Origin of the sequence: Streptomyces sp. NPDC019531, from assembly GCF_044903305.1 — a bacterium.
Taxonomy (GTDB): Bacteria; Actinomycetota; Actinomycetes; order Streptomycetales; family Streptomycetaceae; genus Streptomyces.
This window is the reverse complement of sequence record NZ_JBJDQL010000053.1, coordinates 1-24,257: the sequence shown is the minus strand read 5'-3', so window position 1 is coordinate 24,257 and position 24,257 is coordinate 1. Positions and strand designations below refer to the sequence as shown.

The following is a 24,257-nucleotide window of genomic DNA, read 5'->3' as shown; positions in this document are numbered from 1 at the left end:
CAGGGCCCGCTGACCGAGCCTGCCACCACCAGTACGTTCGCACGTCAGGTTCTGTTCAATCGCACGCAGCCGGTTTTCCGTGGTCACCCGTCCGCAGCCACCGCCACCTTCTGCGCCCACCGGTAGTCCGCCTTGCCGCTCGGGGACCGGCGGATGGACTCCGCGAGAACCAGCTGGCGGGGGACCTTGTATCCCGCGAGCCGCGACCGGCAGTGCGTCTGGAGCTCGTCCAGGGACATCTGTCCGGCACCCTCGCGCAACTGCACCACGGCGGCGACGTGGTGTCCCCACTTCACGTCCGGCACCCCGGCGACGAGCACGTCGTACACGTCCGGATGGGCCTTCAGTGCCTGCTCGACCTCCTCCGGGTACACCTTCTCGCCACCCGTGTTGATGCACTGCGAGCCCCGCCCGAGGACGGTGACGACCCCCTCCTCGTCCACGGTGGCCATGTCACCCAGCAGCACCCACCGCTCACCGTCCTTCTCGAAGAAGGTCTCGGCGGTTTTCCGTGGGTCGTTGTAGTAGCCGAGCGGCACATGCCCGCACTGCGCGACCCGCCCCACCTCGCCCACGGCCACCGGCTCGTGCATGGCCGGATCGACCACCTGGGTACGGGAGTTGACCCGGACGCGGAAACCCCGCTCGGGCCCTGAGTCCTCCGTCGCCGTCCCGTTGAAACCGGACTCGGAGGAGCCGAAGTTGTTGAGCAGCATGGCGTTCGGGACGAGCGCCCGGAACTGCCGGCTCACCGTGTCCGACATGATCGCGCCCGACGAGGACACGCTGAACACCGACGACATGTCGGTGCCCTTCATCGGCCCCTCCAGCGCGTCGATGAGCGGCCGCAGCATCGCGTCGCCCACCAGTGACATCGCGTTGACCTTCTCCGCCTCGACGGTCCGCAGCACCTCCTCGGGCACGAACTTGCGGTGCAGTACGACCCGTTGGCCGAAGTTGAAGCCGATGAGCGCGGTGAGTGTGGAGGTGCCGTGCATCAGTGGGGGAGTGGGGAAGAAGGTGATCCCGGCTCCGCCCGCCGCGACCCGCTCGGCGAGCTCCTCGGGCCTCTTGACCGGCTCCCCGGTCGGCGCTCCACCGCCCAATCCGGAGAAGAACAGGTCCTCCTGGCGCCACATCACGCCCTTGGGCATCCCGGTGGTGCCGCCGGTGTAGATGATGAACTGGTCGTCGCCGGACCGCACCGGGAACCCGCGCTCCGGCGAACCGGAGGCCTCCGCTTCGGCGAAATCCACCGCTGGCAGCCCGTCATCCGGCTCCCCGTTCCCCACCCGCACCAGATGGCGCAGCCCTTCCGCGAGCGGCAGCGCGGCCGTCACCCGGTCCGTGAACTCCGCGTCGAAGACCAGCCCCGCGAGATCGGCATCCCGGTAGAGATAGACCAACTCATCCTCTACATAACGGTAGTTGACGTTCACGGGGACGATCCGTGCCTTCATGCACCCCAGTAGCGCCTGTACGTACTCCACGCCGTTGTAGAGGTGCAGCCCGACGTGCTCACCGGCGCGAATGCCGCTGTCGAGCAGATGGTGCCCGATGCGATTGGCCGCCGCGTCCAGTTCCGCGTACGTCAGACGGCGCTCCGCACCCGTACCCGGGATGTCGATGTACGCGAGCGCCTCACGTTCCGGCACCACGTCGACGACCGACTCGAACAGGTCGGCAAGGTTGTACTCCACCGGCTCCTCCTGACCCGACGCGGCCTGGCTGCTGGACGGTTCGCCGGTCATCAGAGCAAAGGGCGGCGTGACTGTGAAGAGTTCGCGCGAAGAAATCTGACTGACTGTCAGAAAACCCTTGAAGTGCATCGGCGCCTCCTGCAACCTGTTCTCGTTCCGGCAGAGGGGAGACGGGCGATGGGTGGGACGGAACACCTCGACATCCAGCGCGAGGGCGCCACACTGGTGCTCACGCTCAACAGGCCGGAGGCGAAGAACGCGCTCTCGTTGCCGATGCTGGTGGGCCTCTACGACGGCTGGGTGGAGGCGGACGCGGACGACTCGATCCGCTCGGTCGTCTTCACCGGCGCGGGCGGCTCGTTCTGCGCCGGCATGGACCTCAAGGCCCTCGCCGGCAAGAGCTCCGGAGGCGAGCAGTACCGGGATCGGCTGACCGCCGATCCGGACCTGCACTGGAAGGCGATGCTGCGCCACCACCGCCCCCGCAAACCGGTGATCGCGGCGGTCGAGGGTTACTGCGTCGCGGGCGGCACCGAAATGCTCCAGGGCACCGACATCCGGGTCGCAGGGGAGTCCGCGACCTTCGGCCTGTTCGAGGTCAAGCGCGGCCTGTTCCCGATCGGCGGCTCCACGGTCCGGCTGCAGCGCCAGATACCGCGCACCCACGCGCTGGAGATGCTGCTCACCGGGCGGCCGTACACCGCGCGGGAGGCCGCCGACATCGGGCTGGTCGGGCATGTCGTCCCGGATGGCACGGCTCGCGCCAAGGCTCTGGAGATCGCCGAACTGATCAACGGGTGCGGTCCGTTGGCCGTCGAGGCGGTGAAGGCTTCGGTGTACGAGACGGCGGAGATGACGGAGACCGATGGGCTGGCCGCCGAGTTGAAGCGGGGGTGGCCGATCTTTGATACCGCCGATGCGAAGGAGGGGGCGCGCGCCTTCGCGGAGAAGCGGTCGCCTGTTTACAAGCGTACGTAGCGCCGTGGCGGCTCGGGCCGAGTCAAGGCTGTCGGCCGTCTGTGGCTCATCGCGCAGTTCCCCGCGCCCCTGACGGGGCGCCTCCCGCACCCGATCTCCAAAGGAGACCCGCGCCGATGGCTGAAGTACTCAAGGCGCCGCTCGTCGTCGAATTTCCCTTCACCCGGTCCCTCGGGCCCGTCCAGAGCGCCTTTCTGACCGGTCTGCGGGAGCGTGTGATCCTCGGGGTGAAGACCCGCGACGGTCGGACCCTGGTTCCGCCCGTCGAGTACGACCCGGTCACCGCCGAGGAGATCCGCGAGCTCGTCCACGTCGGTCTCACCGGCACCGTCACCACCTGGGCCTGGAACCACGAACCGCGCCGCGGCCAGCCACTGGAAACGCCCTTCGCCTGGGTTCTGGTCAAGCTCGACAACGCCGACACCGCCCTCCTGCACGCCCTCGATACCCCCGGCCCCGACGCCGTGCACACCGGCATGCGCGTCCGTGTCCGCTGGGCCGAGGAACGCGTCGGCGCGATCACCGACATCGCCTGCTTCGAGCCGTACGACGGGGACGAATCCCAAGTCCGCGTACACGCGGGCGAGTTCGACGACCCGGTACACGGCATCGTCGCCCAGGCCCGCCTCGACTACACCTACTCACCGGGCCGCGCCCAGACCGCCTACATCAAGGCCCTGGAAACCGAACGGCGGGCCGTGGGCGAGCGCTGCCCCGTCTGCCGCAAGGTCTACGTGCCACCCAGGGGTGCCTGCCCCACATGTGGCGTCGCCACAGCGGAACAAGTGGAAGTGGGGCCCAGCGGCACAGTCACCACCTTCTGCATCGTCAACATCAAGGCGAAGAACCTCGACATCGAGGTGCCGTACGTCTACGCCCACATCGCCCTCGACGGCGCCGACCTCGCGCTGCACGGCCGGATCGGCGGGATCCCGTACGACCAGGTCCGCATGGGGCTCAGGGTCGAGCCGGTGTGGACCGAGGGCGGACGCTATCCGGACCACTACCGGCCGACCGGTGAACCCGACGCGGAGTACGACACCTACAAGGAGCTGCTGTGACGCGTGACATCGCGGTTGTCGCCTTCGCCCAGTCCGACACCCTGCGCTCCACCGCGGAACTGTCCGAGGTGGAGATGCTCATGCCGGTCCTGCACGACGCCCTCGCGCAGACCGGCCTGAAGACCGCCGGCATCGGCTTCACCTGCTCCGGCTCCAGCGACTACCTCGCGGGGCGTGCCTTCTCCTTCACCCTCGCCCTCGACGGCGTCGGCGCCTGGCCGCCCATCTCCGAGTCGCACGTCGAGATGGACGGGGCCTGGGCGCTGTACGAGGCCTGGATCAAACTCCTGACCGGTGACGCCGACACCGCGCTCGTCTACTCCTACGGCAAGTCCTCGCCCGGCTCCCTGCGTGACGTGCTCACCCGGCAGCTCGACCCGTACTACGTCGCTCCCCTGTGGCCGGACTCCGTGGCCCTCGCCGCCCTCCAGGCGCAGGCACTCATCGACGCGGGTGACACGGACGAGCCGGAGCTGGCGGCGATCGGCGCCCGCAGCCGCACCACCGACAACCCCCGCGCACAGCTCAAAGGCCCGGTCCCGCAGGGGGATTACCTCGTACGACCGCTCCGTACCGGCGACTGCCCGCCCATCGGCGACGGGGCCGCCGCCGTGGTCCTCGCGGCGGGCGAAAGGGCCAGGGAGCTCTGTGAGCGGCCCGCCTGGATCCGTGGCATCGACCACCGCATCGAGGCGCACTCGCTCGGCGTCCGCGACCTCACCGACTCGCCCTCCACCCGGCTGGCCGCAGAGAAGGCCGGGGCCTTCGAACGGCCCGTGGACACCGCCGAGTTGCATGCGCCCTTCACCTCGCAGGAGGTCGTCCTGCGCAAGGCGCTGCGCCTTGACGACTCCACCAGGGTCAACCCCTCCGGCGGTGCCCTCGCCGCCAATCCGATGATGGCCGCCGGACTCGCCCGCATCGGCGAGGCCGCCGCCCGTATCCACCGGGGCGAGTCCGACCGGGCCCTCGCCCACGCCACCTCCGGGCCCTGTCTCCAGCAGAACCTGGTCGCCGTACTCGAAGGGGATCCCCGATGAGCAAGGAGCCCGTGGCCGTCGTAGGCATCGGCCAGACCAAGCACGTCGCGGCCCGCCGGGACGTGTCGATCGCCGGGCTCGTCCGCGAGGCGGCCGTGCGGGCGCTCGACGACGCCGAGTCGACCTGGGCCGACATCGATGCCGTGGTGATCGGCAAGGCGCCCGACTTCTTCGAGGGCGTCATGATGCCGGAGCTGTACCTGGCCGACGCGCTCGGCGCGGTGGGCAAGCCGATGCTGCGGGTGCACACGGCGGGCAGCGTGGGCGGCTCCACGGCACTGGTCGCCGCGAACCTGGTGGCGTCCAGGGTGCACTCCACCGTGCTCACCCTCGCCTTCGAGAAGCAGTCCGAGTCCAACGCCATGTGGGGCCTGTCCCTGCCGATCCCCTTCCAGCAGCCCCTGCTGGCCGGGGCCGGCGGCTTCTTCGCGCCGCACGTGCGCGCGTACATGCGACGCACCGGCGCGCCCGACACGGTCGGCTCGCTGGTGGCGTACAAGGACCGCCGCAACGCGCTCAAGAACCCGTACGCGCATCTGCACGAACACGACATCACCCTGGAGAAGGTCCAGGCCTCGCCCATGCTCTGGGACCCCATCCGCTACTCCGAGACCTGCCCCTCCTCCGACGGCGCCTGCGCGATGGTGCTCACCGACCGGGCCGGAGCCGCCCGCGCGCCCCGCCCCCCGGCCTGGATGCTCGGCGGCGCGATGCGCAGCGAGCCGACGCTCTTCGCGGGCAAGGACGCCGTGTCGCCGCAGGCCGGCAAGGACTGCGCGGCCGATGTGTACCGGCAGGCCGGGATCGCCGACCCGCGCCGGGACATCGACGCCGTCGAGATGTACGTGCCGTTCTCCTGGTACGAGCCGATGTGGCTGGAGAACCTCGGCTTCGCCGACGAGGGCGAGGGCTGGAAGCTCACCGAGGCCGGGGTCACCGAGCTGGACGGGGACCTGCCCGTCAACATGTCGGGCGGGGTCCTGTCCACCAATCCGATCGGCGCCTCCGGCATGATCCGCTTCGCCGAGGCCGCGCTCCAGGCCCGCGGACAGGCCGGGGAACACCAGGTGGACGGCGCCCGCAGGGTGCTCGGACACGCCTACGGCGGCGGATCCCAGTTCTTCTCCATGTGGCTCGTGGGGTCCGAACCCCCAGATGCGTGAAAAGCCTCCGGAAAGGTCCCCCTCACGTGGCCTGTCGGCGGCCGAAGTGGATCGCTAGGCTGGCCGCGGACGACGCAATCGGGAGGAGCACGGACGTGGCCGAGACCACCATCCAGCAGCAGCCGCTCATGGGCTGGGACAAGCCGGAGCTGGACCTGAGCAACGCCGATTGGCACTCGAGCAGCCGCGGTCGGGGGGATGTTCAGATCGCCTTTGTCGAGGGGTTCATCGCGATGCGCAACAGCGGCCGCCCTGAGAGCCCTTCCTTGATCTTCACCCCCGCGGAGTGGGGCGCGTTCGTGTCAGGGGCGCGGGAAGGAGAGTTCGACCTCACCTGAGCCACGTCCCCGGACACGCGGCCTTGAGTCCCCTCCTGGAGCCGACGCCTGAGCGCGAGGCCGGCCCCGGGAAGGGAAGGGGCGGCTTCCGGAGGTGAAGCCGGGGTGGGTCGACAAAGGCCCGCCCGGCACCCCGGAGACGTACCCTGAGGTGCCTGTAGGTCACGGTGTGTGCCCGTGGAACAGAAGAACTCTCCTGGAACGGGAGAGTGAACTCGCCGCCGTCGACGAGGCGTTGGGGGAGCTCACCGGGCTGCGCACGGACGGCGCCGAACCGTACGGGCCGTTCCCGCGGTGCCCTGCTCGCCGAGGCCGGCGCCGGCCCGGCATCGGCAAGACCACCCTGCTCGCCGAGGTCCGCCGCCGCGCTGCCTCCCGGGGCTGCACCGTACTGTCCGCCCGCGGCCGCGACCAGGAACAGCGGGTCGCCTCCCATGGCTCCCGCCAACTCCTGATAGCAGGGCCTGCACGACGGAGCACCGCCCCACCCGCAGGGCCTGCGCGACGGACTCGACTGGGTGCTCACCCATCTCGCCGTCCTGCGCGCCCCGATGGTGCTGGACGACGCCCACTGGGCCGACCCCGAATCACTGCGCCGGCCGGCCGGCCGCGTTCGCGCCCCGCGCCGAGCAACTCCCGCTACTGGTCGTCGCCGCCTATCGGCCCGACGAACTACCCGACCACGTCGAGCTGTTCAGGTCACTTCCCGGCCGGGCCGGCTGACACCCGCTCGACCTGGAACCGCTCAGCGCCGTCGCCGTTCGCCCGCCTCGTACGGAACCACGCGGCATGCGCAACCCCGCATGGTGCCCCTGGCAGCTCCACCTCGCCCCGCGCCGAGAGCCACGACGCCCCCGAACGTGCCGTCACCACCGCCCTCGAAGCGGGCGCCCGCGCACGTCAGTTCGGAGCACCGTCCGCCGTGGGCCAGGCACTGCGACCGGCCGCAGAGGTCTCCTCGGGCTCGGCCCGGATGAAACTCCTTGAGGAGTCCGTGGCCCACCTGGCACGCTCCCCGGCCGCGTACGGGCTCGCCTGTGCGCCGGTGCCCTGGGCACGGATCTCCGCCGTACGGGGCGCTCCCGGGAGGCGGCCGAGAACCTCTACCGCGGCCTGGACACGGCCGCACAGTGCGGCGCCGACGGCCTGATCGAATCGGCTCGCGACGAACTGGCCGCGGCAGGCATGCGCCCGCGCCGCCTGCACAGCGCGGCAACGGACACGCTCACGGCACGCGAGGGTACGGCGGCCAACCTGGCGGCGGAGGGCTGTTCGGAGGCAGGGATCGCGAAGGAGATGAGCGTGGGAAAGCCGACAGCGGTGCGCCTGCTGTCGGCGGTATACCGCAAACCGGGAACGGACCGTACCGGTCTGGGTGCGGTGAGTGGTCCCAGCTGAGGGGCGCGATCAGCCCTCACCTCCCCCCGCACGACCACGTCACCGCCCATTACCATGGGCGCATGTCGTTCCTCCGCCGCCGTAGCGCAACCCCCGCAGGCCCCGACTTCGATGTCCTGGCCATGGACCCGGGCGACTGGCCCGGCAACCTCGGCGCGGGGCTCCTGCCCGCCCCCGACGGCACCTGCCAGGGCGTCTTCCTGCGCTACGACCTCTTCGGCGGCCGTGGCCCCGCGATGATCATCGGCAATCTGCCCGAGGGCTCCCCGGCCCGCGAGGTCCCCGAGGGCCAGGTCCCCTTCGAGGTGGCGCAACTGCTGATCGCGCTGGAGAACGACGAGGAGGTGACCGTCGTCGGCGCCGAGGACATGCCGGTGATGCAGGGCGACAACCTCCTGATCGTGCGCCGCCTCAAGCTCTCGGAGAGCCGGATCTCCTGCGTCCAGTTCGACCGCAGCGACAACGTCCAGGTGACCATCGCCGCCTGGGACCGCCCGATCACGGACGACCTGTACGCCCTCCTCAAGCCGCTGCCGGCGGAGCTGTTCCAGCAGGGCTGATCCTCCGCTCGCGACCCTCACGGGACACCTCGCCGTAGGCTCCCCTGCAGACCTACCCGGTCGGAGCGGACGGCGCCGCCGAGACCGTCTGCCGACGTGCCGGTGGCGGCCTCACCCACGAGGAGTGGAGCCGCCACCTGCCGGACGTCCCGTACCGGCGAAGCTGCCTGACTAGCGCCGGGCCGAGGGCTTCACGTCGACGTCCGCCGCCCGCACGAACGCCACCCGGTGGCCGTACTGGATCTCGTAGTACAGGTCCTGCCCGACCACGACCTGGTGCGAATCCGCCGTGAAGGTGACCGCGTAGTAGTACTCACCCGGCACCTTGTCACCGACGACGTACGACTGGCCCTTGAGCACCTTGTACGGCAGCGGCGACACCGCCTGTGCCGGAACACCCGTCGGATAGGCGGCGGCCTCCGGGTAGGCACGGCCGTACACCGGGACGCTGTCCAGGCCCTCCTTCGGCGTCACGACGAGGCCGGCCGCGCTCACCGCCGTCGGGTCGTTCTGCGGGTTCTTGAACCAGGCCTTCTGGCCCAGGTACCAGATCGCCGTCCAGTCACCGTCGCGATCGGCGACCGCGTACTGCTGACCGGTGGAGACCCGCGACGACAGGTCGTTGACGTCGATGGTGGGGGCCCTGCCGATGCCGATGTCCGCGATGAGGGGAGAGCTCTCGTCGGGGGCCGAGTAGAGCCGTACCTCGCTCGAACCGTGGGAAGCGCAGGGCTCGCCACTGGTGACGCAGCCTGTGTACCGCGGCTGGTTGGTGGCGTAGTCCGGGCGGATCGTCACCAGGCCGCCCAGCCTGGTGGACGTCGTCTTGAACGGGTGGCCCAGCAGCTCGAAGTAGTGCCGCCAGTCCCAGTACGGGCCGGGATCCGTGTGCATGCCCGCGACGGTCGAGGTCGTGGGACCGGGTACGTTGTCGTGGCCGAGGATGTGCTGCCGGTCCAGCGGGACGCCGTACTTCGCGGAGAGGTACGTCACCAGCCGCGCCGAGGACCGGTACATCGCCTCCGTGTACCAGGCGTCCGGGTTCGCGAGGAAGCCCTCGTGCTCCAGACCGATCGACTTGGCGTTGACGTACCAGTTGCCCGCGTGCCAGGCCACGTCCTTGGCCTTCACATGCTGGGCGATGTGACCGTCGGTCGAGCGCAGCGTGTAGTTCCACGACACATAGGTCGGATCCTGCACCAGGTTGAGGACACCCTCCCAGGCACCCTCCGTGTCATGGATGACGATGTACTTGATGCTCTGCGAGGCCGGACGGTCACCCAGATCGTGGTTGCCGTAGTCGTTGTCCCCGAACTGCTCGTACGGCGCCGGGATCCACTCGCACGACACCGTCTTCGGGCACTCGGTGTCGCCCGCCTTCGGCTTCCGCAGTCCGGCCCCGGCGAGTTGCGCGGTGTCGGGGGCGAGGCCCGGCTGGGCGGCCAGGGCGATTTGCTGGCCCGCGTCGGTGGTGCGCTCCTCGCCGGTGCGCAGCACGTCGTACACATCGTTCGCGTACGCCGCCGCCGTCGCGCTGTCGTCCGCGCCGGAGAAGCGGGCCACCGCGCCGTACCAGTCCGCCGGGTCCTGGCTCAGCGGTTCGCCGAGGTCCTTCTGGGCGGCGGCGAGCAACGCGGCACCGCCGGCGACGTTCGACGCGGGGTCGCTGCGCAGTTCCTCGGCGCTGAGGCCGGTCAGCCCGGCCGCCTTCGGCAGGGTCTCCAGGCGGGCCGGGATGTCGGTGGTCGCCGGCACCTGCGTCCGGGGGAGCAGGGCGGCGCGGGCGCTGTCACCGCGGGCGTCCTCCGTGCCCTCGCCATGGTGCGGTGCCGAGGCGAGCGCGGTACGGGCGTCGGTGAGATGCATCGGGCCGTAGCCGCCGGTCACACTGGGCGCCCCGGCGTGACCGTCCCAGCGGGACTGGAGATAGGAGACGCCGAGGAGCACGCTCTGCGGCACGTGGTACTCGGCGGCCGCCGAGGCGAAGGCCCGCTGCAGCCCGGCCGAGGCGTCCCCGGCCTGCGACGGGGCCGCGCCGAGCAGGGGCAGCAGAAGGACGGTGCCGGCCAGCGCGCCGACCACTCTCCGGGTGGCTCTGTCGGTGTCGGTGACGGATCCTCGCAAGGCAGCCTCCTGGGACGATCGAACACGATGAGTCGTGCGGGGCCGGGCGTGCGTCAGTGCTACCGGCTTGCCGACGATCCGTCAATCATGCCCAGCGGCAGGTGATTTCCCATGTCAATCGAGGTGCACGGGAGTTTCGTGGCGGCGACCCCGTGGGCCTGCGGAGCGTCAGTGGCGTACACCATTGACCGGGATTCGCGAAGGTACCCCGCACATACGAAGGTCCGCGGTGCGCCGCTTCACAGGGCGCACCGCGGACCACCGTCCCCGTCAGCGAGTGCCGACCGCCGCGCGTACGGCCCGACGGGCCAGCTGGCAGTCGTCGTGCAGCCGCCTCAGCAGCAGCCGCTGTTCCTCGCCGGACGGCGCAGCACCCGGGTGGGCCACGCCCGGTGCCGCCGGGGTCGTGTCGTGCATCGAACGCTGCACGGCCGTCTCGTAGGTACGGATCTCACGGGTCAGTACGAGCATCAGGTTCACCAGGAAGGCGTCCCGTGAGACCGGACCCGCCGACTGGGCCATCTGGCTGATCTGACGGCGGGCCACCGGGGCGTCTCCGAGGACCGACCACAGCGTCGCCAGGTCGTACCCCGGCAGATACCAGCCCGCGTGCTCCCAGTCCACCAGCACTGGACCGGCCGGTGAGAGCAGGATGTTCGAGAGCAAAGCATCGCCGTGACAGAACTGGCCCATGCCCTGCCGGCCCGCGGTCGCCGCGATGCCGTGCAGCAGCTTCTGGAGGTCCCCCATGTCCCGGTCGGTGAGCAGACCCAGCTCGTGGAAGCGGGAGATCCGGGCCGCGTAGTCGAGCGGGGCGTCGAAGGTGCCCGCCGGAGGCCGCCAGGCGTTGAGCCGGCAGACCGCGCCGAGTGCCGCCCTGACGTCCGCCCGCGGCGGAGCCTCCGCAGGGTGCCGGTGCAGGGCCGCCACCCGGCCGGGCATCCGCTCGATGACCAGGGTGCAGTTGTCCGGGTCCGCCGCGATCAGGCGGGGGACGCGCACCGGAGGACGGTGCCGGACGAACGAGCGGTAGGCGGCTATCTCGTGCCGGATCCGCTCGGCCCACACCGGGGAATGGTCGAGTAAACACTTGGCGACGGCTGTGCTGCGTCCCGTCGTACCGACCAGGAGCACGGAGCGTCCGCTGCGGCGCAGCACCTGCACCGGCGCGAACTCCGGGCAGATCCGGTGCACCGACGCGATCGCCGTGCGCAGCTGGGCGCCCTGTGGGCCGGACAAGTCGAGTCTCCCGCTGAGCGGTTGGGTGCCGAGCCCCGGTACGCGCCGCGTCCTGCCCGTACCCGGTACGGGGGCCGCCGGCCGCGCGGGGTCGAGGTAGGGGCCGCCGCCCGCCGGGCGGAGAAGCGGCGACCGGGGCGGGGCGGACACGGAGGACGATGCTGCGTACATGGGCGAGACAGATCCCTTCGTGTGCCTGCTGTGCCTGAGAACCACACGCGCTACCCGGCCCGGCCCCTCAGGTGCACCCTGGGGAATGTCCGTCGGTGACCGGGTCGGGGTGGCGCGTTCCTACCTGACACCAGATGTGCAGTGGCACACCATCTGGCGCACCCTGGCGAACCCTGGCGAATAGTCCCGGAGCAACTGACACGGGGCTACTGTCAACTCAGCCGAGAACCTGGGGGCTTGACGTGAGCGGACAACCCAACACCCGACTTTCGGACCTGTTCGGCCTGGCCGGCTGGTCCAAGGGTGAACTCGCGAGGCTGGTCAATCGGCAGGCGGCGGCCATGGGCCACCCCCAGCTCTCGACCGACACCTCGCGGGTGCGGCGGTGGATCGACATGGGAGAGATCCCGCGTGATCCCGTGCCGCGGGTGCTGGCGGCTCTGTTCACCGAGCGTCTCGGCCGTGTCGTGACCATCGAGGACCTCGGTCTGGTCCGGCACGGGCGTACGGGGAAACGGCAGGGCGACGGGAGTGCGGAACATCCCGACGGCATGCCGTGGGCGCCCGACCGAACCGCCGCGGTCCTCACCGAATTCACGGGAATGGACCTCATGCTCAACCGACGCGGCTTGGTGGGCGCGGGTGTCGCGCTCACCGCAGGATCCGCACTAAGCAGCGCCATGCACGACTGGCTGCACATCGATCCGACCCTCACCGCCGATGCCCCCCAGTTCGACGATCCCCTGCATGCCGACCCCGCTGGGTTCGACCGCTACGAGGCCGCCCCCATCGGGTCGCAGGAGATCGAGGAACTGGAGCGCTCGGTCGAGGTGTTCCGGGCCTGGGACGCGGCCCGCGGCGGCGGCCTGCAGCGCAAGGCGGTCGTGGGCCAGCTCAACGAGGTGGGCGGCATGCTCGCCTACCGGCACCCCGACCATCTCCAGCGGCGCCTGTGGGGCGTCGCCGCCAACCTCGCCGTCCTGGCGGGCTGGATGTCCCACGACGTCGGCCTCGAACCCACGGCCCAGAAGTACTTCGTCATCGCCGCCCATGCCGCGCGAGAGGGCGGTGACCGGCCCCGCGCCGGCGAGGCGCTCTCCCGGGCGGCCCGCCAGATGGTGCACCTGGGCCGGCCCGACGACGCACTCGACCTGATGAAACTCGCCCAGTCCGGCTCCGGCGAACAGGTGCTGCCCCGCACCAGGGCGATGCTCTACACCATCGAGGCCTGGGCACAGGCCTCCATGGGCAAAGGCCAGGCCATGCGCCGCACCCTCGGACAGGCGGAGGACCTCTTCGTCTCGGACCGGAGCGACGTACCGCCGCCGAGCTGGATGCAGACCTTCAAGGAGGAGGATCTGTACGGCATGCAGGCCCTGGCCTACCGCACACTGGCGGAGCACGAGCCGGGTGCGGCCGCGCACGCGCAGCACTACGCGGAGAAGGCCCTCGCCCTGCGGGTCGACGGCCGGCAGCGGTCGAAGATCTTCGACTTCCTGTCGATGGCCTCGGCCTGCTTCATCGCCGACGACCCCGAACAGGCGGACCGGTACGCCCGGTTGGCGCTGGTGTCGATGGGCTCCAACTCCTCCCACCGCACCTGGGACCGGCTGCGCCAGATGTACCGGCTCACCGCCGAGTACTCCAGCTACCCGAAGATCAACGAACTGCGCGAGGAGATCCGGCTGGCGCTTCCGAAGCCGAAGGGAAGGGGCGGCAACAGCGCACGGGCGTGAGCACGGGCACAGGGGTCCCGTGCTGTCGTAACAATCCCTTTATGACATCACCTTGGCGATGAGTACGCAGGCGTCGTCCTCGCGCTCGGTCTCGCCGAACTCCTCCATGACCAAACGCACACAGTCCTGCGCGGTGCGTGCCCCGCCGAAACGGGGGGCCAGTTCGAGGAGTTGGTTCATGGCAGCCCCACCGCTGCGCCCTCGCACCAGTCCGTCCGTGTGCAGCAGGAGCAGGTCGCCTGGTTCGAGGGTCTCCTCGGCCTGCGCGTAGACGGCTCCGGAGGTCGCACCGAGGAGCACGCCGTCGGGTGAGTTCAGCCTGCGCCCCGTCCCGCCTCGGAAGAGCAGCGGGGCGGGGTGACCGGCCTGCGCCCAGACCAGGGTGCGGGTGGCGGGTCGGTAGCGGCAGCAGACGGCGCTGCCGAGGGCCGGCTGCACGGTGGCGTCGAGCAACTGGTTGAGCAGGGCCATCAGTTGACCGGGTTGGGTGCCCGCCATCGCCATTCCGCGTACGGCGCCGAGCAGGGTCGCCATGCCCGAGGTGACGGCGACGCCGTGACCGGTGAGGTCGCCGACGCTGAGGAGGGTGTCGCCATCGGCGAGTTCCAGCGCGTCGTACCAGTCGCCGCCGATCAGCGCGCTCGTCGAGGACGGCAGATAGTGGGCGGCCAGGTCCAGGGTCTCGGTGCCCCGGTGCGGGAGCCGCAGGGAGCCGCGCCACGGCGGCAGCACGGACTCCTGCAGCTCGACCGCGAGCCGGTGCTCGCTCTGCGCGCGCTGTCGGTGGCGTTGTAACGAGTTGTGGGTCTCGCTCACCGCCCGCTCGCTGCGGCGCAGTTCACTGACGTCCCGCAGTACGGCCCACATCGAGGCGGTGCTGCCGTCGGCGTCGAGCACGGGCTCGCCCATCATATGGACGGTGCGCACCTCGCCGTCCGGGCGTACGACGCGGAACTCCCCGTCGATGCGCTGGGCGTCCACGAGGCAGTCGGTGACCATGGCCGTCAGTCTCGGCCGATCCTCGTCGAGGACCAGGGACGGGAGTTCGTCGAGGGTCAGCGGGGGAGCGCCGCGGTCGCGGCCCAGGATCTGGTAGAGCTCCCCGGACCAACTCGCCTCGTCCGTAAGGAGGTTCCACTCCGCGCTGCCGACCCGGCTGAGCAACGAACGGCGCCGGGGAGCGGACGGCGCGGTTCGCGCGGCGGACTCCGCCCCCGGGGCCGACGGCACGGGCGGCGGGCCGTCCCTCAACTGCGCCAAGTGTGCGTCCAGGTCGCTGAGTTGATGCATCGCGAGGTCGTACAGCGCGCGCTGCCAGCGCTCCTGGGGGTCCGAACCGTCGCTGGGCGCGTCCCGTCGTACGGCGTCCACGTCACCCTTGAGCCGCCGCGCCTGCGAGATGAGCGCGTCGACCGAGCCGCGTCCTGGCGGCTGGGCGGCGGGGCGGTCCGCGGAGAGGTGGGACGGCATGACGCACTCCGATGCGGGGACGGTTCGACCAAGGCGGGACGGAGGGACCGTTACGACTGTTGCACAGGCCGCGACGCGCTGTAAGGGATTCGGCAACACCCGATTCGGTGGTGCTTCTGGCATATGCCACAGTCTTCACGGAGTGCTCGCGCGGGGCGTGTTGTCTACGCCGTTCGGTGGCTCAAGTCGTAGGCGGCATACGTGACTTGACGGATCGTCGGGGTGGTCGACCCGGTGCTCATTTATGTGTTCGACGGCCCTGTGTTCTAAGGAGTCTGGCACAGGGAGATCGGACCGTGCCAGGGGGCGCGGATCGCGGGCGGCCGGGAATATCAACGTGACGCAGGTCACATGAATTCACCCCCGCTCGGGCGTAATGCAAACGGCACCTGCGAGGTCGTAACAACACATCGGCACAACCGGCCGACCTCTCACCCGCAGTGGAGACCGACCATGGACACGACCTTCGAGCAGCCCGCCCGCGCCCGACTCGTCACCGCGGAGGACCAGGAACTGCCCGTCCCCGCCACGCTGCGCTACTGCTCCGCCGACCCGCTTGCCGTGTGCGTCGACTTCCCGTCAGAGGTGTCCCTGGACGGGCAGGGGGTGACCTGGACCTTCGCCCGTGCCCTGCTGGAGGAGGGGCTGAGCGGTCCGGCCGGCGGCGGGGACGTGCACATCTGGCCGTGCGGCCGGGACACCACGGTCGTGGAGTTCCACTCGCCCTACGGACTGGCTCTCCTCCAGTTCGACACGCCCACCCTGCGCCGCTTCCTGCTGCGGACCTACGCCGTGGTGGGCGCCGGACAGGAGAACCTGGAGGAGGCCGTCGAGCGGGGGCTCAGCGCTCTCTTCGGGAGCGTCTGAGCGGCCTACGGCGTCCTGGTCTGCGGTGCCCTTCAGTACCGCAGTACCCCCGCGATGCCGTCGGCGCCGCCCAGCGTGCCGTCCGGTACGAAGCGGACGTCGGCGCCGGTTTCCAGGCACTGCTCGACGATCTCGTCCACGATGTCCTCACGGGCGTCGAGGTCGCCGCTCTCGGCCGGTACGAGGTGGTCGCCGCCCTGGTCACGGACCGTCACCCGGTAGTTCTCCTCGACGGCCAGCAGGCGCAGGCGGCCCTGCCGGGCGCTCTGCCAGATCTCGTCGACACCGGCCGCGAACGCCCGCCGCCCGCGCGCCGATTCGAGCTCGCGGGTCACTGCGTCGGTGCTCTTGCGGGCCTCCGCGGCGACCAGCGGCCGGACCGCCTGCCACACCGCGTCCGGGGTGCCGTGCGCGAGTCCGCCGTGCGGGACATGCACGGCGTCTTTCGTGACGCTGCCGACGTCGTCCAGCGCGGACAGGGCCGCGGTCTCGCCGGTGACGTACAGCGGCCGCGGGTCCTCGGGCAGGAGTCTCCCCAGCGCGGTGTCGGCCTCGCGCAGGAAATGCCGCGTGCCCTCGTCCCGGAAGGTGCTCGGCATGTCGCCGATCCGCTCCAGGCGCTCGGCGTCGAAGTTCTCGCGGGTCCTGGTCAGAGGGAAGCCGCCGGCGCGGTGCTCGGTGACCCGGTCGACTCCGCCGTTCCACAGAGTGGCCCGGTCCGCGGAGACCGAAAGCACCCAGAACGGCCGCTCGGACGCCTGGGCGGAGACGAGGTTGCGGGTCAGGAAGGTGTCCGAGAGCACCACGCGCTCCGGTACGGCACGGGCGAGGGACCACACCTGGTGCTCGCCGGGAGCGGCGAAGATCACCAACCCGTCCTCGGCGTGCGCCAGGTCGACCTCGGCGAGAGCCTGATCGAGCTGGCTGGCGACGTCGATGCGCCGCTCGCGGGGGACCGCCGGGTCGGTCTCCAGTTGCTTCTTGGCCTCGGCCACCACATTGCGCAGCCGGACCGGATCCTGGGTGTTCTCGGGTTCACGGCGGTGTGTCGGCGTCAGTACGGACACCGCCGGGTAGGCGCGCGGGCGCCGCAGTTCGGAGAGGGTCGCAGGGCTGAGTGCGTGCTCCATAAGAGCACCATAGGACCGATTCACCGATCAGGCATTTGGGGCAACTTGATCGGGCATCCGGTCGAGTTCCGGCGGCTCATGCCCGGATCGGCTCCAGTACCGCGATCGAACCCTGAGCCACCGCGCACAGGGTCTCGGTGCCCTCGGTGTCCACGGTGCTGAGGTCGCAGCGGCACACGACACGGGTACGGCCCGCCCGTACGACCTGGGCGCGGGCCCGCAGCAGTGCGCCGCGGGCGGGGCGCAGGAAGTCGATGCTGAAACCGGCGGTGGTCACCGCGGATCCGGCCACGGAGCCCGCCGCGAAAGAGAGCGCGTTGTCCGCCGCGTAGCCGAGCATCCCGCCGTGCACGGTGCCGTGCTGCTGGAGCAGGTCGCCGCGGATGTCGCATTCGAGGATCGCCCCACCGTCCCCGAAGGCCGTCAGGCGGGCGCCGACCAGGGTGCTGAAGGGCTGGGCCGCCAGGACCTTCCTGGCGAGCTCCAGATCCAGGGTCTGATTCATCCTCACACCTCACTTCACTGATGAAGTGAGCCTGGCGCGAATCCGCCGCCTCTGTCAACATCGGCCCATGCCCGCCCCCGACGACCAGCGCCTCTACTTCCTGCTCCAGCGCGCCGCACACCGTCTGCGCACCACCGCGGACCGGCGCTGCCTGGCCGCCGCGGGGATCACCACGGCCCAGCTCGGCGCCCTGTTCGCCGTGCGCGACGAGCCGGGTGTCACCCAGCAGCGGCTCGCCCGTACGCTCGGACTGCGTGAGTCGGCCGTGACCGGGCTGGTCGGGCGGCTGACCGCGGCGGGGCTGGTCGCCAAGGAGCCGCATCCGCGCGAACACCGGGCGGTGGTCCTGGAGTTGACCGAAGCGGGGGCCGAGGCCCTGCGCGCCGCCCAGCCGGAGATCGACCGCTTCAACGCCGAACTGAGGGGGCTGCTCGGCGCCGACGGCTTCGCCGGAGCGGCCGCGGCCATGAACCGGCTCGCTCACTGGGAGCCCTGAGCGGGCGCCCCTCAGTCGTCGTGTTCGGGCCCGCAGGAGCTGCCGTTCGGCGGGAGGCTGCCGTACAGCAGGAAGTCGTCGACCTTGCGGTGCACGCACTTGGAGGAGCCGTAACCGGTGTGCCCCTCACCCTTGTTGTCGAGGACCACGGCCGAGTCACCGAGGCGCTTCGCGGTCTCAACGGCCCAGCGGTACGGTGTCGCCGGGTCGCCGCGGGTGCCCACGAGGAGCATCTTCGGGGTGTGGACGTCGCGCACCTTCTCGCGGATGAAGTCGCTGCCCTTCGGGCGGCCGTAGCACAACAGGTACTCGGTGAGCCGGTAGCGGCCGAAGACCGGTGACGCCTCCTCGTAGGCGGCCCGCAGCCGGGCGAGGTCCCCGGTGATCCGGTCGGCGCCGGGACGGTCGGGGTCGTCCGCGCAGTTGACCGCCATCAGCGCCGCCGCAAGATTGTCGAACGGCACGTCCTCCGCGTCGGTGAGGGGGCTGTTCGTCGGGTCACCGGTGGGGGAGTCGGAGCCGCGGAAGAACGGGAACGAGCCGCCGCCCGCGAAGCCGAGCACGCCCGTGGTGTCCCCCTGCTCCACCAGCTCGGCGAGCGCCCGCTCCAGCGAGGGCCACAGCTCCTGGCTGTAGAGGGCCTGGCTGATGGCGCCCACCAGGTCCTGTCCGGTGAAGGCCGGCCCGACTCCCGTCGGCACAGGGTCCTCGTCCAGCGACGCGACGAGCCGTACGACCTGCTCCCGGGCGCCGCGCGCATCGGTGCCGAAGGGACAGGCGATGTCCTTCACACACCAGTCGACGAAGTCCTCCAGCGCCGTCTGCTGCCCGGCGGCGCCCGCCACGCCCTGCTCGGACACCGGCTCGGTGAGCGTGTCGACACCGTCGAGCACCAACCGGCCCACCTTCTTCGGGAACTGGGCCGCGTACACCGCGCCGAGCCGGGTGCCGTACGAGAAGCCCAGGTAGTTGAGCTTCTTGTCGCCGAGGGCCTGACGGATGACGTCCAGGTCACGGGAGACGTTCACCGTGCCGATGTGCGGGAGCACGGGCCCGGAGTGCTCGGCGCACTGGGCGGCGGCCTTGCGCAACCTCCCCAGGACGGTCCGCGGGTCCCTGTCGAGGGCCGCCTCCTCGTCCGTGGCCGCCAGCGCCTCGTCGGTGCCGTCGCCGCAGCTGACGGGGGAGGACCGGCCCACGCCGCGCGGATCGAAGGACACCACGTCGTACTCGTCCGTGAGGCCCATGAAGTCGTCGCCGCCGGCCGCGAGTCCTGGCACGCCCGCGCCGCCGGGACCGCCGAAGTTCAGTACCACCGAGCCCCGCTTGTGTTTGGCCGTGGCCCGGTAGCGGGCGAGGGCCAGGTCGAGGGTCCCGGCACGCGGCCGGGAGTAGTCGAGGGGGACGGTGACCTTTCCGCACTGGAGGTCGGCGGGGGTCTCCATGCCCACGCACTTCGACCAGCTGATCTTCTGACGGTAGAAGCGCGACAGGTCGGGACCGGAGTCGTCCGCGGCCACGGTCGGCAGTCCGGCACCGAGCAGGGCGAGTCCCACGGCTCCGGAGAGAGCGCATCGCCGCCTCGTCACCTTGGCGAGCATCCATGCCTCCAAGGACGCCCATCGGCGCCCTCGATCACGATAAGCGGCCTCCCGGCGGCACGCCTCCGGGCGAGGGGGATCACGGACTGTGCCCGCTCGATGCCGATGAGTCTGCTTTGCCGCACGTTCGACAACCATGTCGCTCGATGGGGTGAAAGGCCGATGAGCCATAACTCCGATGGTTCACCTGCGTTTTATGCGGTGCGGGCGATTGCCCGCGTCCATGTCTGGAAGGCAGGGAACCTATGAGACGGGTCACCCGAAACGGTGTGATCGCCGTCGCCGCCGCGTCCGGGGCGATGGCCGTGACGATGCCGGCGTACGCCGGAGGTGCGGCGGACGGCGCCGCGGCAGGCTCGCCCGGGCTGATCTCCGGCAACGCCGTCCAGCTCCCGGTGCACGTTCCGGTGAACGTGTGCGGGAACACCGTGGACGTGGTGGGGCTGCTGAACCCCGCCGCGGGCAACGCATGCGTCAACGAGGACTCCCACGGCGAGGGCCGGTCCGTGTCCCGAGGCATGCCGGCGGGCGAGGGCGCGAAGGCCGCGGGCGACGTCGGTGAGGCACCGGGCGTGCTCTCCGGCAACGAGGTGCGGCTCCCGGTCCATCTGCCGCTCAACGTCAGCGGGAACTCGGCGAACGTGGTCGGCGTCGGCAACGCGTCCGACGGCAACGAGTCCGTGAACACGCCCGGGGACGACCTCCCCGACCTCCCCGACGCCCCCGAACGGCCGACGAAGCCCGGCCCCGGACCGGCACCGGCCGCCCCCGACCTGCCGCAGGCCGGGCGCGCCCTCGCCCACACCGGTACGGACCAGATCCTGCCCGCCGGAGTCGGCGGCGCCGCCCTGGTCCTCGGCGGGGCCGCGGTCTACCGGCGCTTCCGCCCACTAGGGACGCGCTGACGCACGACGGAAGGCCCCACCGGACGACCACCGGCCGGGCCTCGGCCGTACGACGACGGGTGACGCCTTGGCCGTACGACGAGCCCACCCCAGCGGGCCTTCGTGGTACGACCGCCCTTAACCCCCGGCTGCCTGCCGTCACCGCCGTGAGCAGCACCATCCCGGAGTCCCCGCAGCGTGAGGGGGGAAGACCTCCGTGACGGCGTCCGATGTCACGGGACAGCCGGGCCAACGCGAGGTCCCTCCGATGCGGTACGTCGGCATGTTCTCCATGAGCGCGGACTGCACGGGCAAGCGCCTCCCCCGGTTGGAGGAGATCGGGCCTTCGACCTGGTCCGGGATCCATATCGATCGCAGGCACCGGGGCGGCGGAGCTGCATCCCGCGAGATCGTCGTCACTGGCCGTGAAACCGACGGTGCAACCGCCGCACACGCTCCGTCAGCTCGGGCACCGGGCCCTCCACGACCACTCCCGGGGCGACCTCGTTGACCGGCAGGGTCCGTACCGGCGGTGCCGGGACGCCCAACTGGGTGAGCCACTCGGTCAGTTGCTCGGACGAGGCGACGTAGACGATGCGTCCGAGGCCCACCCAGGCGTGGGCGGCCGCGCACATCGGGCAGTGCTCGCCGGAGGTGTACACGGTGGCCGCGGCCCGCTCCTCGGGCGTCATGTGCGCCGCCGACCAGCGGGCCAGTTCGAACTCGGGGTGCCGGGTGCGGTCGCCGGAGGCCACGCGGTTGTGGTCCTCGGCGAGGATCTCGCCACCCGCGCCCACCAGGACCGAACCGAACGGTTCGTCCCCGGCTTCCAGCGCTTCGGCGGCCAGTTCCACGCAGCGGTACAGATACGGCAGTTCGGTGTCCTTCACGACCACGATGTACGGCCCTCCTCGCGACGAGCCTATGGCCGGAACCACCGGCACCCGAGCAGCCGTCCCCTCGGACAGCGGGCCGTCCGTGTGCCCGGCGACCGGGAACAACATTGCCGCCATGGCCTCCGGGTGATGAAGTGGGCACATGGATCATGTTGCGGTACTCGCTCTCTTCGACCGGGACATGCGCGAAGGCGCACAGCCGGACGGTCCCGGTGCCCGAGTGGAGCGGACCGGCGGGGTGGTCCGCCAGGTCGCCGCCGAGCACGGCTGGAACGGCGTCGTCTGGTCCGACCTGGACGAGACGAGCGCCGATCGGGCGATCTCCGAGCAGGTGGCGTACTACACGGAGCTCGGACGCGAGTTCGAGTGGAAGCTGTACGGTCACGACCTGCCCTTCGACCTGGCACAACGGCTCAGGGCGGCCGGGTTCACCGCCGAGCCCGAGGAGACGTTGATGATCGCCGAGGTCGCCGGGCTCAGTCTGGACGTCGAGCCGCCCGAGGGGATCCGCTTCCTTCCGGTCACCGATCAGGCGGGCGTCGATCTCGTGGCGGACGTGCACGAGAAGGCCTTCGGTACCGACAGCTCTCGGCTGCGGCACCAGTTGCTCGCCCGTCTTCAGGACGATCCGGACACGGTGGTCGCGGTCGTGGCGCTCGCCGGTGAGGTGCCGGTCAGCGCGGCCCGCATGGAGCTCGTGCCGGGCACCCGCTTCGCTGGTCTGTGGGGCGGCGGCACCGTCGAGGGCTGGCGCGGCCGCGGGATCTACCGGGCCCTGGTCGCCCACCGCGCCCGCGCCGCCGTGGAACGCGGATACCGCTATCTCCAGGTCGACGCCATGGCCGCGAGCCGGCCCATCCTGGAACGCCTCGGCTTCGAACCGCTGACGACGACGCAGCCGCACGTGTACCAGCCCCGGCGCTGAGAATTCTTACGGCCCGGATGTCACATCCGGGGCCGCCCGATCCGTCGCATCGGCATGGCGACAAACCAGAACCAGAACCAGAACCAGAACATCCTCCTCGCCGGCGCGAGTGGCGTCCTCGGCCGCCACATCGCCAAGGCCCTGACCGACGCGGGCCACAAGGTCACCGGACTCGGCCGGAGCAGGGGCAACGGCGTCCAGGCCGACCTCACGGACCGTGACGCACTGTTGCGGGCCGTGGACGGACAGCACTTCGACACGGTCATCCACGCGGCGACCGCCCTGCGCAAGCCGCCCATGCGTCACCGCGACATGCACGCCACCGACGCCCTGCGGACCGAGGGCACCGCCCACCTGATCGAGGCCGCCCAGCTCACCGGGGCCCGCCGCTTCGTCGCCGAGTCGATGGTCTTCGGATACGGCTACGGCGACTTCGGCGACCACCTGATCACCGAGGAGGACGACTACGGCCCCCGGGGCACCACTCCGGAGCTGGAGCGGCACCTCGCGGGGATGCGCGCCAAGGAGCAGCTCACCTTCGGGACACCGGGGTTGGAGGGTGTCGCACTCCGCTTCGGAGCCTTCTACGGCCCCGGCGGCACCGACACCATCCTGGAGCTGCTGCGCAAGCGGCAGCTGCCCGTCCCCGCCGACCACGACCGGGTCCTGCCGTGGGTCGAGCTCACCGACGCGGGCCGGGCGGTGGCCGCCGCCGTCGAACACGGGCGCCCGGGCCAGGCGTACAACATCGTGGACCGCACCCCGATCGGATTCCGCGGCCATCTGCTGTGGGTGGCCGAGGAGTTCGGGCTGCCGAAGCCGATGACCGTACCGCTGTGGCTGACCAGGCCGATGTCGTACGCGCACACCATGTTCCAGGCGAACATGAGGGTGTCTGCCGCCAAGGCCGAGCGGGAGCTGGGCTGGACACCCGCATACCCGTCCAGCCGTGACGGTCTGGCCGCACTGCGGGCGGCGACGACCCGGTGATCACAGGTCGAGCTGGTACTCCACGGCCTTGTGCGTCGGTACGTATCCGAGGGCGTCGTTGACGGCGCGCATCGGCGCGTTGCTCTCCGCGGTGTCGGTGCACAATGCGGCGAGTTCCGGGTGCCGTTCGCGTGCGTGCCGGATGGAGGCGGCCTTCATCCAGCGGGCGAGTCCACGGCCGCGATGCCCGGGCAGCACGGCGGTGCCGTAGTGCCGGCCGTTGCCCAACCCGTCGCCGGGCACGACCAGTTCGGAGAAACCGACCACGCTGCCGTCCGTCTCGTCCACGGCGGCCACCGTGTGCAGCAGCTCCCCGCGCCGCGCGACCGCCTCGGCCGCCGCGACGACCCGGTCCACGTCCCAGGCGACCGTGCCGAAGTCGGTGCCCTCCATCGGCATGTCGTCCATCGCGCGCCGCGAGTCGGCGAACGACCGTGCCAGCGCGTCCGGCACGATGCCCGCCCAGTCGGTCAACCGGTAGCCGGGGTGCGGGAGTTCGACGAGGGCATCGATTGCCGCGCTGTTCAGGTCGGCCAGCGTCAGCCGGGCGTAGGTGAGTGCCAGGACCTGGCGGAAGCCCCGCGCGGCCAGGAACAGATCGGCGGGGGAGCCCTGTACGGCCTGCGCGATCACCGACCGACGCCGCTCCGCCTTCGCCGCGCCGACGGCGGCGTCCAGCAGCCGGGTCCCGACACCCCGCCGCCGCTCGGCGCCGTGCACCGCCAGCTCCAGCTCGGCGAGGTGCTCCTGCCCCTCCTTGGTGAACAGCCGCAGGAAGGCGGAGCCGAGCGGCACGCCGTCGTCGTCCGAGGCAAGCCAGGCCAGACGGCGGCTGGAGGCGGTCGCCTGGGGATCGGCGAGCGAGGTGATGTGGAAGGACAAGCAGGGTCTCCGTCACAGCGCGGGTGGGAACGGCGAGCGGTTGAAGCTAGCCCCCGGGGTCCGACCGGCGCAACGGGATATGCGGTGCCGCGCATGGCGGCGC

21 protein-coding genes and 1 pseudogene are annotated in these 24,257 nt (G+C 70.9%); 12 read left to right on the top strand and 10 right to left on the bottom strand.

The window, feature by feature from the left end; translation table 11 throughout:
* Nucleotides 1-83: 83 nt before the first annotated feature.
* Nucleotides 84-1,700 (bottom strand): acyl-CoA synthetase, encoded by a 1,617-nt coding sequence (locus ACI2L1_RS38900; RefSeq protein WP_404744204.1) that lies wholly within the window; start codon nt 1,698-1,700, stop codon nt 84-86.
* A gap of 177 nt (nt 1,701-1,877) precedes the next feature.
* Between ACI2L1_RS38900 and ACI2L1_RS38895 the strand changes: the two genes are divergently transcribed.
* From ACI2L1_RS38895 to ACI2L1_RS38870, 6 genes are all read left to right on the top strand, one after another.
* Nucleotides 1,878-2,678 carry a crotonase/enoyl-CoA hydratase family protein gene (locus tag ACI2L1_RS38895; RefSeq protein ID WP_404744171.1) on the top strand — a complete coding sequence of 267 codons (801 nt, stop codon included), beginning with the start codon at nt 1,878-1,880 and terminating at the stop codon, nt 2,676-2,678.
* 116 nt (nt 2,679-2,794) lie between these two features.
* A complete protein-coding gene (locus tag ACI2L1_RS38890; protein ID WP_404744170.1) occupies nt 2,795-3,739 on the top strand; it encodes a Zn-ribbon domain-containing OB-fold protein in 945 nt (314 codons plus the stop codon).
* Nucleotides 3,736-4,779: a thiolase domain-containing protein gene (locus tag ACI2L1_RS38885; protein ID WP_404744169.1), complete on the top strand. Its 1,044-nt coding sequence runs from the start codon at nt 3,736-3,738 to the stop codon at nt 4,777-4,779. Before ACI2L1_RS38890 ends, ACI2L1_RS38885 begins: the two co-directional genes overlap by 4 nt.
* The gene (locus tag ACI2L1_RS38880) at nt 4,776-5,942 is read left to right on the top strand and encodes a thiolase domain-containing protein (RefSeq protein ID WP_404744168.1); all 1,167 of its coding nucleotides are present in this window, start codon (nt 4,776-4,778) and stop codon (nt 5,940-5,942) included. The genes ACI2L1_RS38885 and ACI2L1_RS38880 overlap by 4 nt, the downstream gene beginning before the upstream one ends.
* Nucleotides 5,943-6,037: 95 nt before the next feature.
* Nucleotides 6,038-6,280, top strand: coding sequence for a DUF397 domain-containing protein (locus tag ACI2L1_RS38875; RefSeq protein WP_328744573.1), 243 nt, complete (start codon nt 6,038-6,040; stop codon nt 6,278-6,280).
* 1,460 nt (nt 6,281-7,740) lie between these two features.
* Nucleotides 7,741-8,238 (top strand): hypothetical protein, encoded by a 498-nt coding sequence (locus ACI2L1_RS38870; protein ID WP_404744167.1) that lies wholly within the window; start codon nt 7,741-7,743, stop codon nt 8,236-8,238.
* Between the two features lie 171 nt (nt 8,239-8,409).
* Here ACI2L1_RS38870 and ACI2L1_RS38865 read toward each other — a convergent pair whose 3' ends face one another.
* Both ACI2L1_RS38865 and ACI2L1_RS38860 read right to left on the bottom strand, forming a co-directional pair.
* Complete coding sequence (locus ACI2L1_RS38865; protein WP_404744166.1) at nt 8,410-10,362, bottom strand: N-acetylmuramoyl-L-alanine amidase; 1,953 nt, start codon at nt 10,360-10,362, stop codon at nt 8,410-8,412.
* A gap of 270 nt (nt 10,363-10,632) precedes the next feature.
* Nucleotides 10,633-11,772, bottom strand: a complete 1,140-nt coding sequence (locus tag ACI2L1_RS38860; protein ID WP_404744165.1) for an aminoglycoside phosphotransferase family protein — start codon at nt 11,770-11,772, stop codon at nt 10,633-10,635.
* 242 nt (nt 11,773-12,014) lie between these two features.
* Between ACI2L1_RS38860 and ACI2L1_RS38855 the strand changes: the two genes are divergently transcribed.
* Nucleotides 12,015-13,508: a hypothetical protein gene (locus tag ACI2L1_RS38855; RefSeq protein WP_404744164.1), complete on the top strand. Its 1,494-nt coding sequence runs from the start codon at nt 12,015-12,017 to the stop codon at nt 13,506-13,508.
* Nucleotides 13,509-13,547: 39 nt separating this feature from the next.
* On the opposite strand, the gene ACI2L1_RS38850 is transcribed toward ACI2L1_RS38855, so the two are convergent.
* A complete protein-coding gene (locus ACI2L1_RS38850; RefSeq protein ID WP_404744163.1) occupies nt 13,548-14,978 on the bottom strand; it encodes a PP2C family protein-serine/threonine phosphatase in 1,431 nt (476 codons plus the stop codon).
* Between the two features lie 453 nt (nt 14,979-15,431).
* On the opposite strand from ACI2L1_RS38850, the gene ACI2L1_RS38845 reads away from it, so the two are divergent.
* Entirely contained in the window at nt 15,432-15,845 is a 414-nt protein-coding gene (locus tag ACI2L1_RS38845; protein WP_404744162.1) for an SsgA family sporulation/cell division regulator, read from the top strand.
* Between the two features lie 32 nt (nt 15,846-15,877).
* On the opposite strand, the gene ACI2L1_RS38840 is transcribed toward ACI2L1_RS38845, so the two are convergent.
* Together ACI2L1_RS38840 and ACI2L1_RS38835 are read right to left on the bottom strand one after the other, a co-directional pair.
* A complete protein-coding gene (locus tag ACI2L1_RS38840) occupies nt 15,878-16,975 on the bottom strand; it encodes a chemotaxis protein (RefSeq protein ID WP_404744161.1) in 1,098 nt (365 codons plus the stop codon).
* 76 nt (nt 16,976-17,051) lie between these two features.
* Nucleotides 17,052-17,480 carry a PaaI family thioesterase gene (locus ACI2L1_RS38835; RefSeq protein WP_404744160.1) on the bottom strand — a complete coding sequence of 143 codons (429 nt, stop codon included), beginning with the start codon at nt 17,478-17,480 and terminating at the stop codon, nt 17,052-17,054.
* A 67-nt stretch (nt 17,481-17,547) separates the two neighbouring features.
* Between ACI2L1_RS38835 and ACI2L1_RS38830 the strand changes: the two genes are divergently transcribed.
* Nucleotides 17,548-17,976, top strand: coding sequence for a MarR family winged helix-turn-helix transcriptional regulator (locus tag ACI2L1_RS38830; RefSeq protein ID WP_404744159.1), 429 nt, complete (start codon nt 17,548-17,550; stop codon nt 17,974-17,976).
* An 11-nt stretch (nt 17,977-17,987) separates the two neighbouring features.
* On the opposite strand, the gene ACI2L1_RS38825 is transcribed toward ACI2L1_RS38830, so the two are convergent.
* Nucleotides 17,988-19,577: an alpha/beta hydrolase gene (locus ACI2L1_RS38825; protein WP_404744158.1), complete on the bottom strand. Its 1,590-nt coding sequence runs from the start codon at nt 19,575-19,577 to the stop codon at nt 17,988-17,990.
* 245 nt (nt 19,578-19,822) lie between these two features.
* On the opposite strand from ACI2L1_RS38825, the gene ACI2L1_RS38820 reads away from it, so the two are divergent.
* Nucleotides 19,823-20,482, top strand: a complete 660-nt coding sequence (locus tag ACI2L1_RS38820; RefSeq protein WP_404744157.1) for a chaplin — start codon at nt 19,823-19,825, stop codon at nt 20,480-20,482.
* A 180-nt stretch (nt 20,483-20,662) separates the two neighbouring features.
* On the opposite strand, the pseudogene ACI2L1_RS38815 reads toward ACI2L1_RS38820, so the two are convergent.
* Both ACI2L1_RS38815 and ACI2L1_RS38810 read right to left on the bottom strand, forming a co-directional pair.
* Nucleotides 20,663-20,764, bottom strand: a pseudogene (locus tag ACI2L1_RS38815) (class I SAM-dependent methyltransferase); the annotation flags it as partial.
* A 113-nt stretch (nt 20,765-20,877) separates the two neighbouring features.
* Complete coding sequence (locus ACI2L1_RS38810) at nt 20,878-21,357, bottom strand: nucleoside deaminase (RefSeq protein ID WP_404744203.1); 480 nt, start codon at nt 21,355-21,357, stop codon at nt 20,878-20,880.
* 142 nt (nt 21,358-21,499) lie between these two features.
* On the opposite strand from ACI2L1_RS38810, the gene ACI2L1_RS38805 reads away from it, so the two are divergent.
* Together ACI2L1_RS38805 and ACI2L1_RS38800 are read left to right on the top strand one after the other, a co-directional pair.
* Nucleotides 21,500-22,282 (top strand): GNAT family N-acetyltransferase, encoded by a 783-nt coding sequence (locus ACI2L1_RS38805; RefSeq protein WP_404744156.1) that lies wholly within the window; start codon nt 21,500-21,502, stop codon nt 22,280-22,282.
* A 54-nt stretch (nt 22,283-22,336) separates the two neighbouring features.
* A complete protein-coding gene (locus tag ACI2L1_RS38800) occupies nt 22,337-23,272 on the top strand; it encodes an NAD-dependent epimerase/dehydratase family protein (RefSeq protein WP_404744155.1) in 936 nt (311 codons plus the stop codon).
* On the opposite strand, the gene ACI2L1_RS38795 is transcribed toward ACI2L1_RS38800, so the two are convergent.
* Nucleotides 23,273-24,154: a GNAT family N-acetyltransferase gene (locus tag ACI2L1_RS38795; protein ID WP_404744154.1), complete on the bottom strand. Its 882-nt coding sequence runs from the start codon at nt 24,152-24,154 to the stop codon at nt 23,273-23,275.
* Nucleotides 24,155-24,257: the final 103 nt, after the last annotated feature.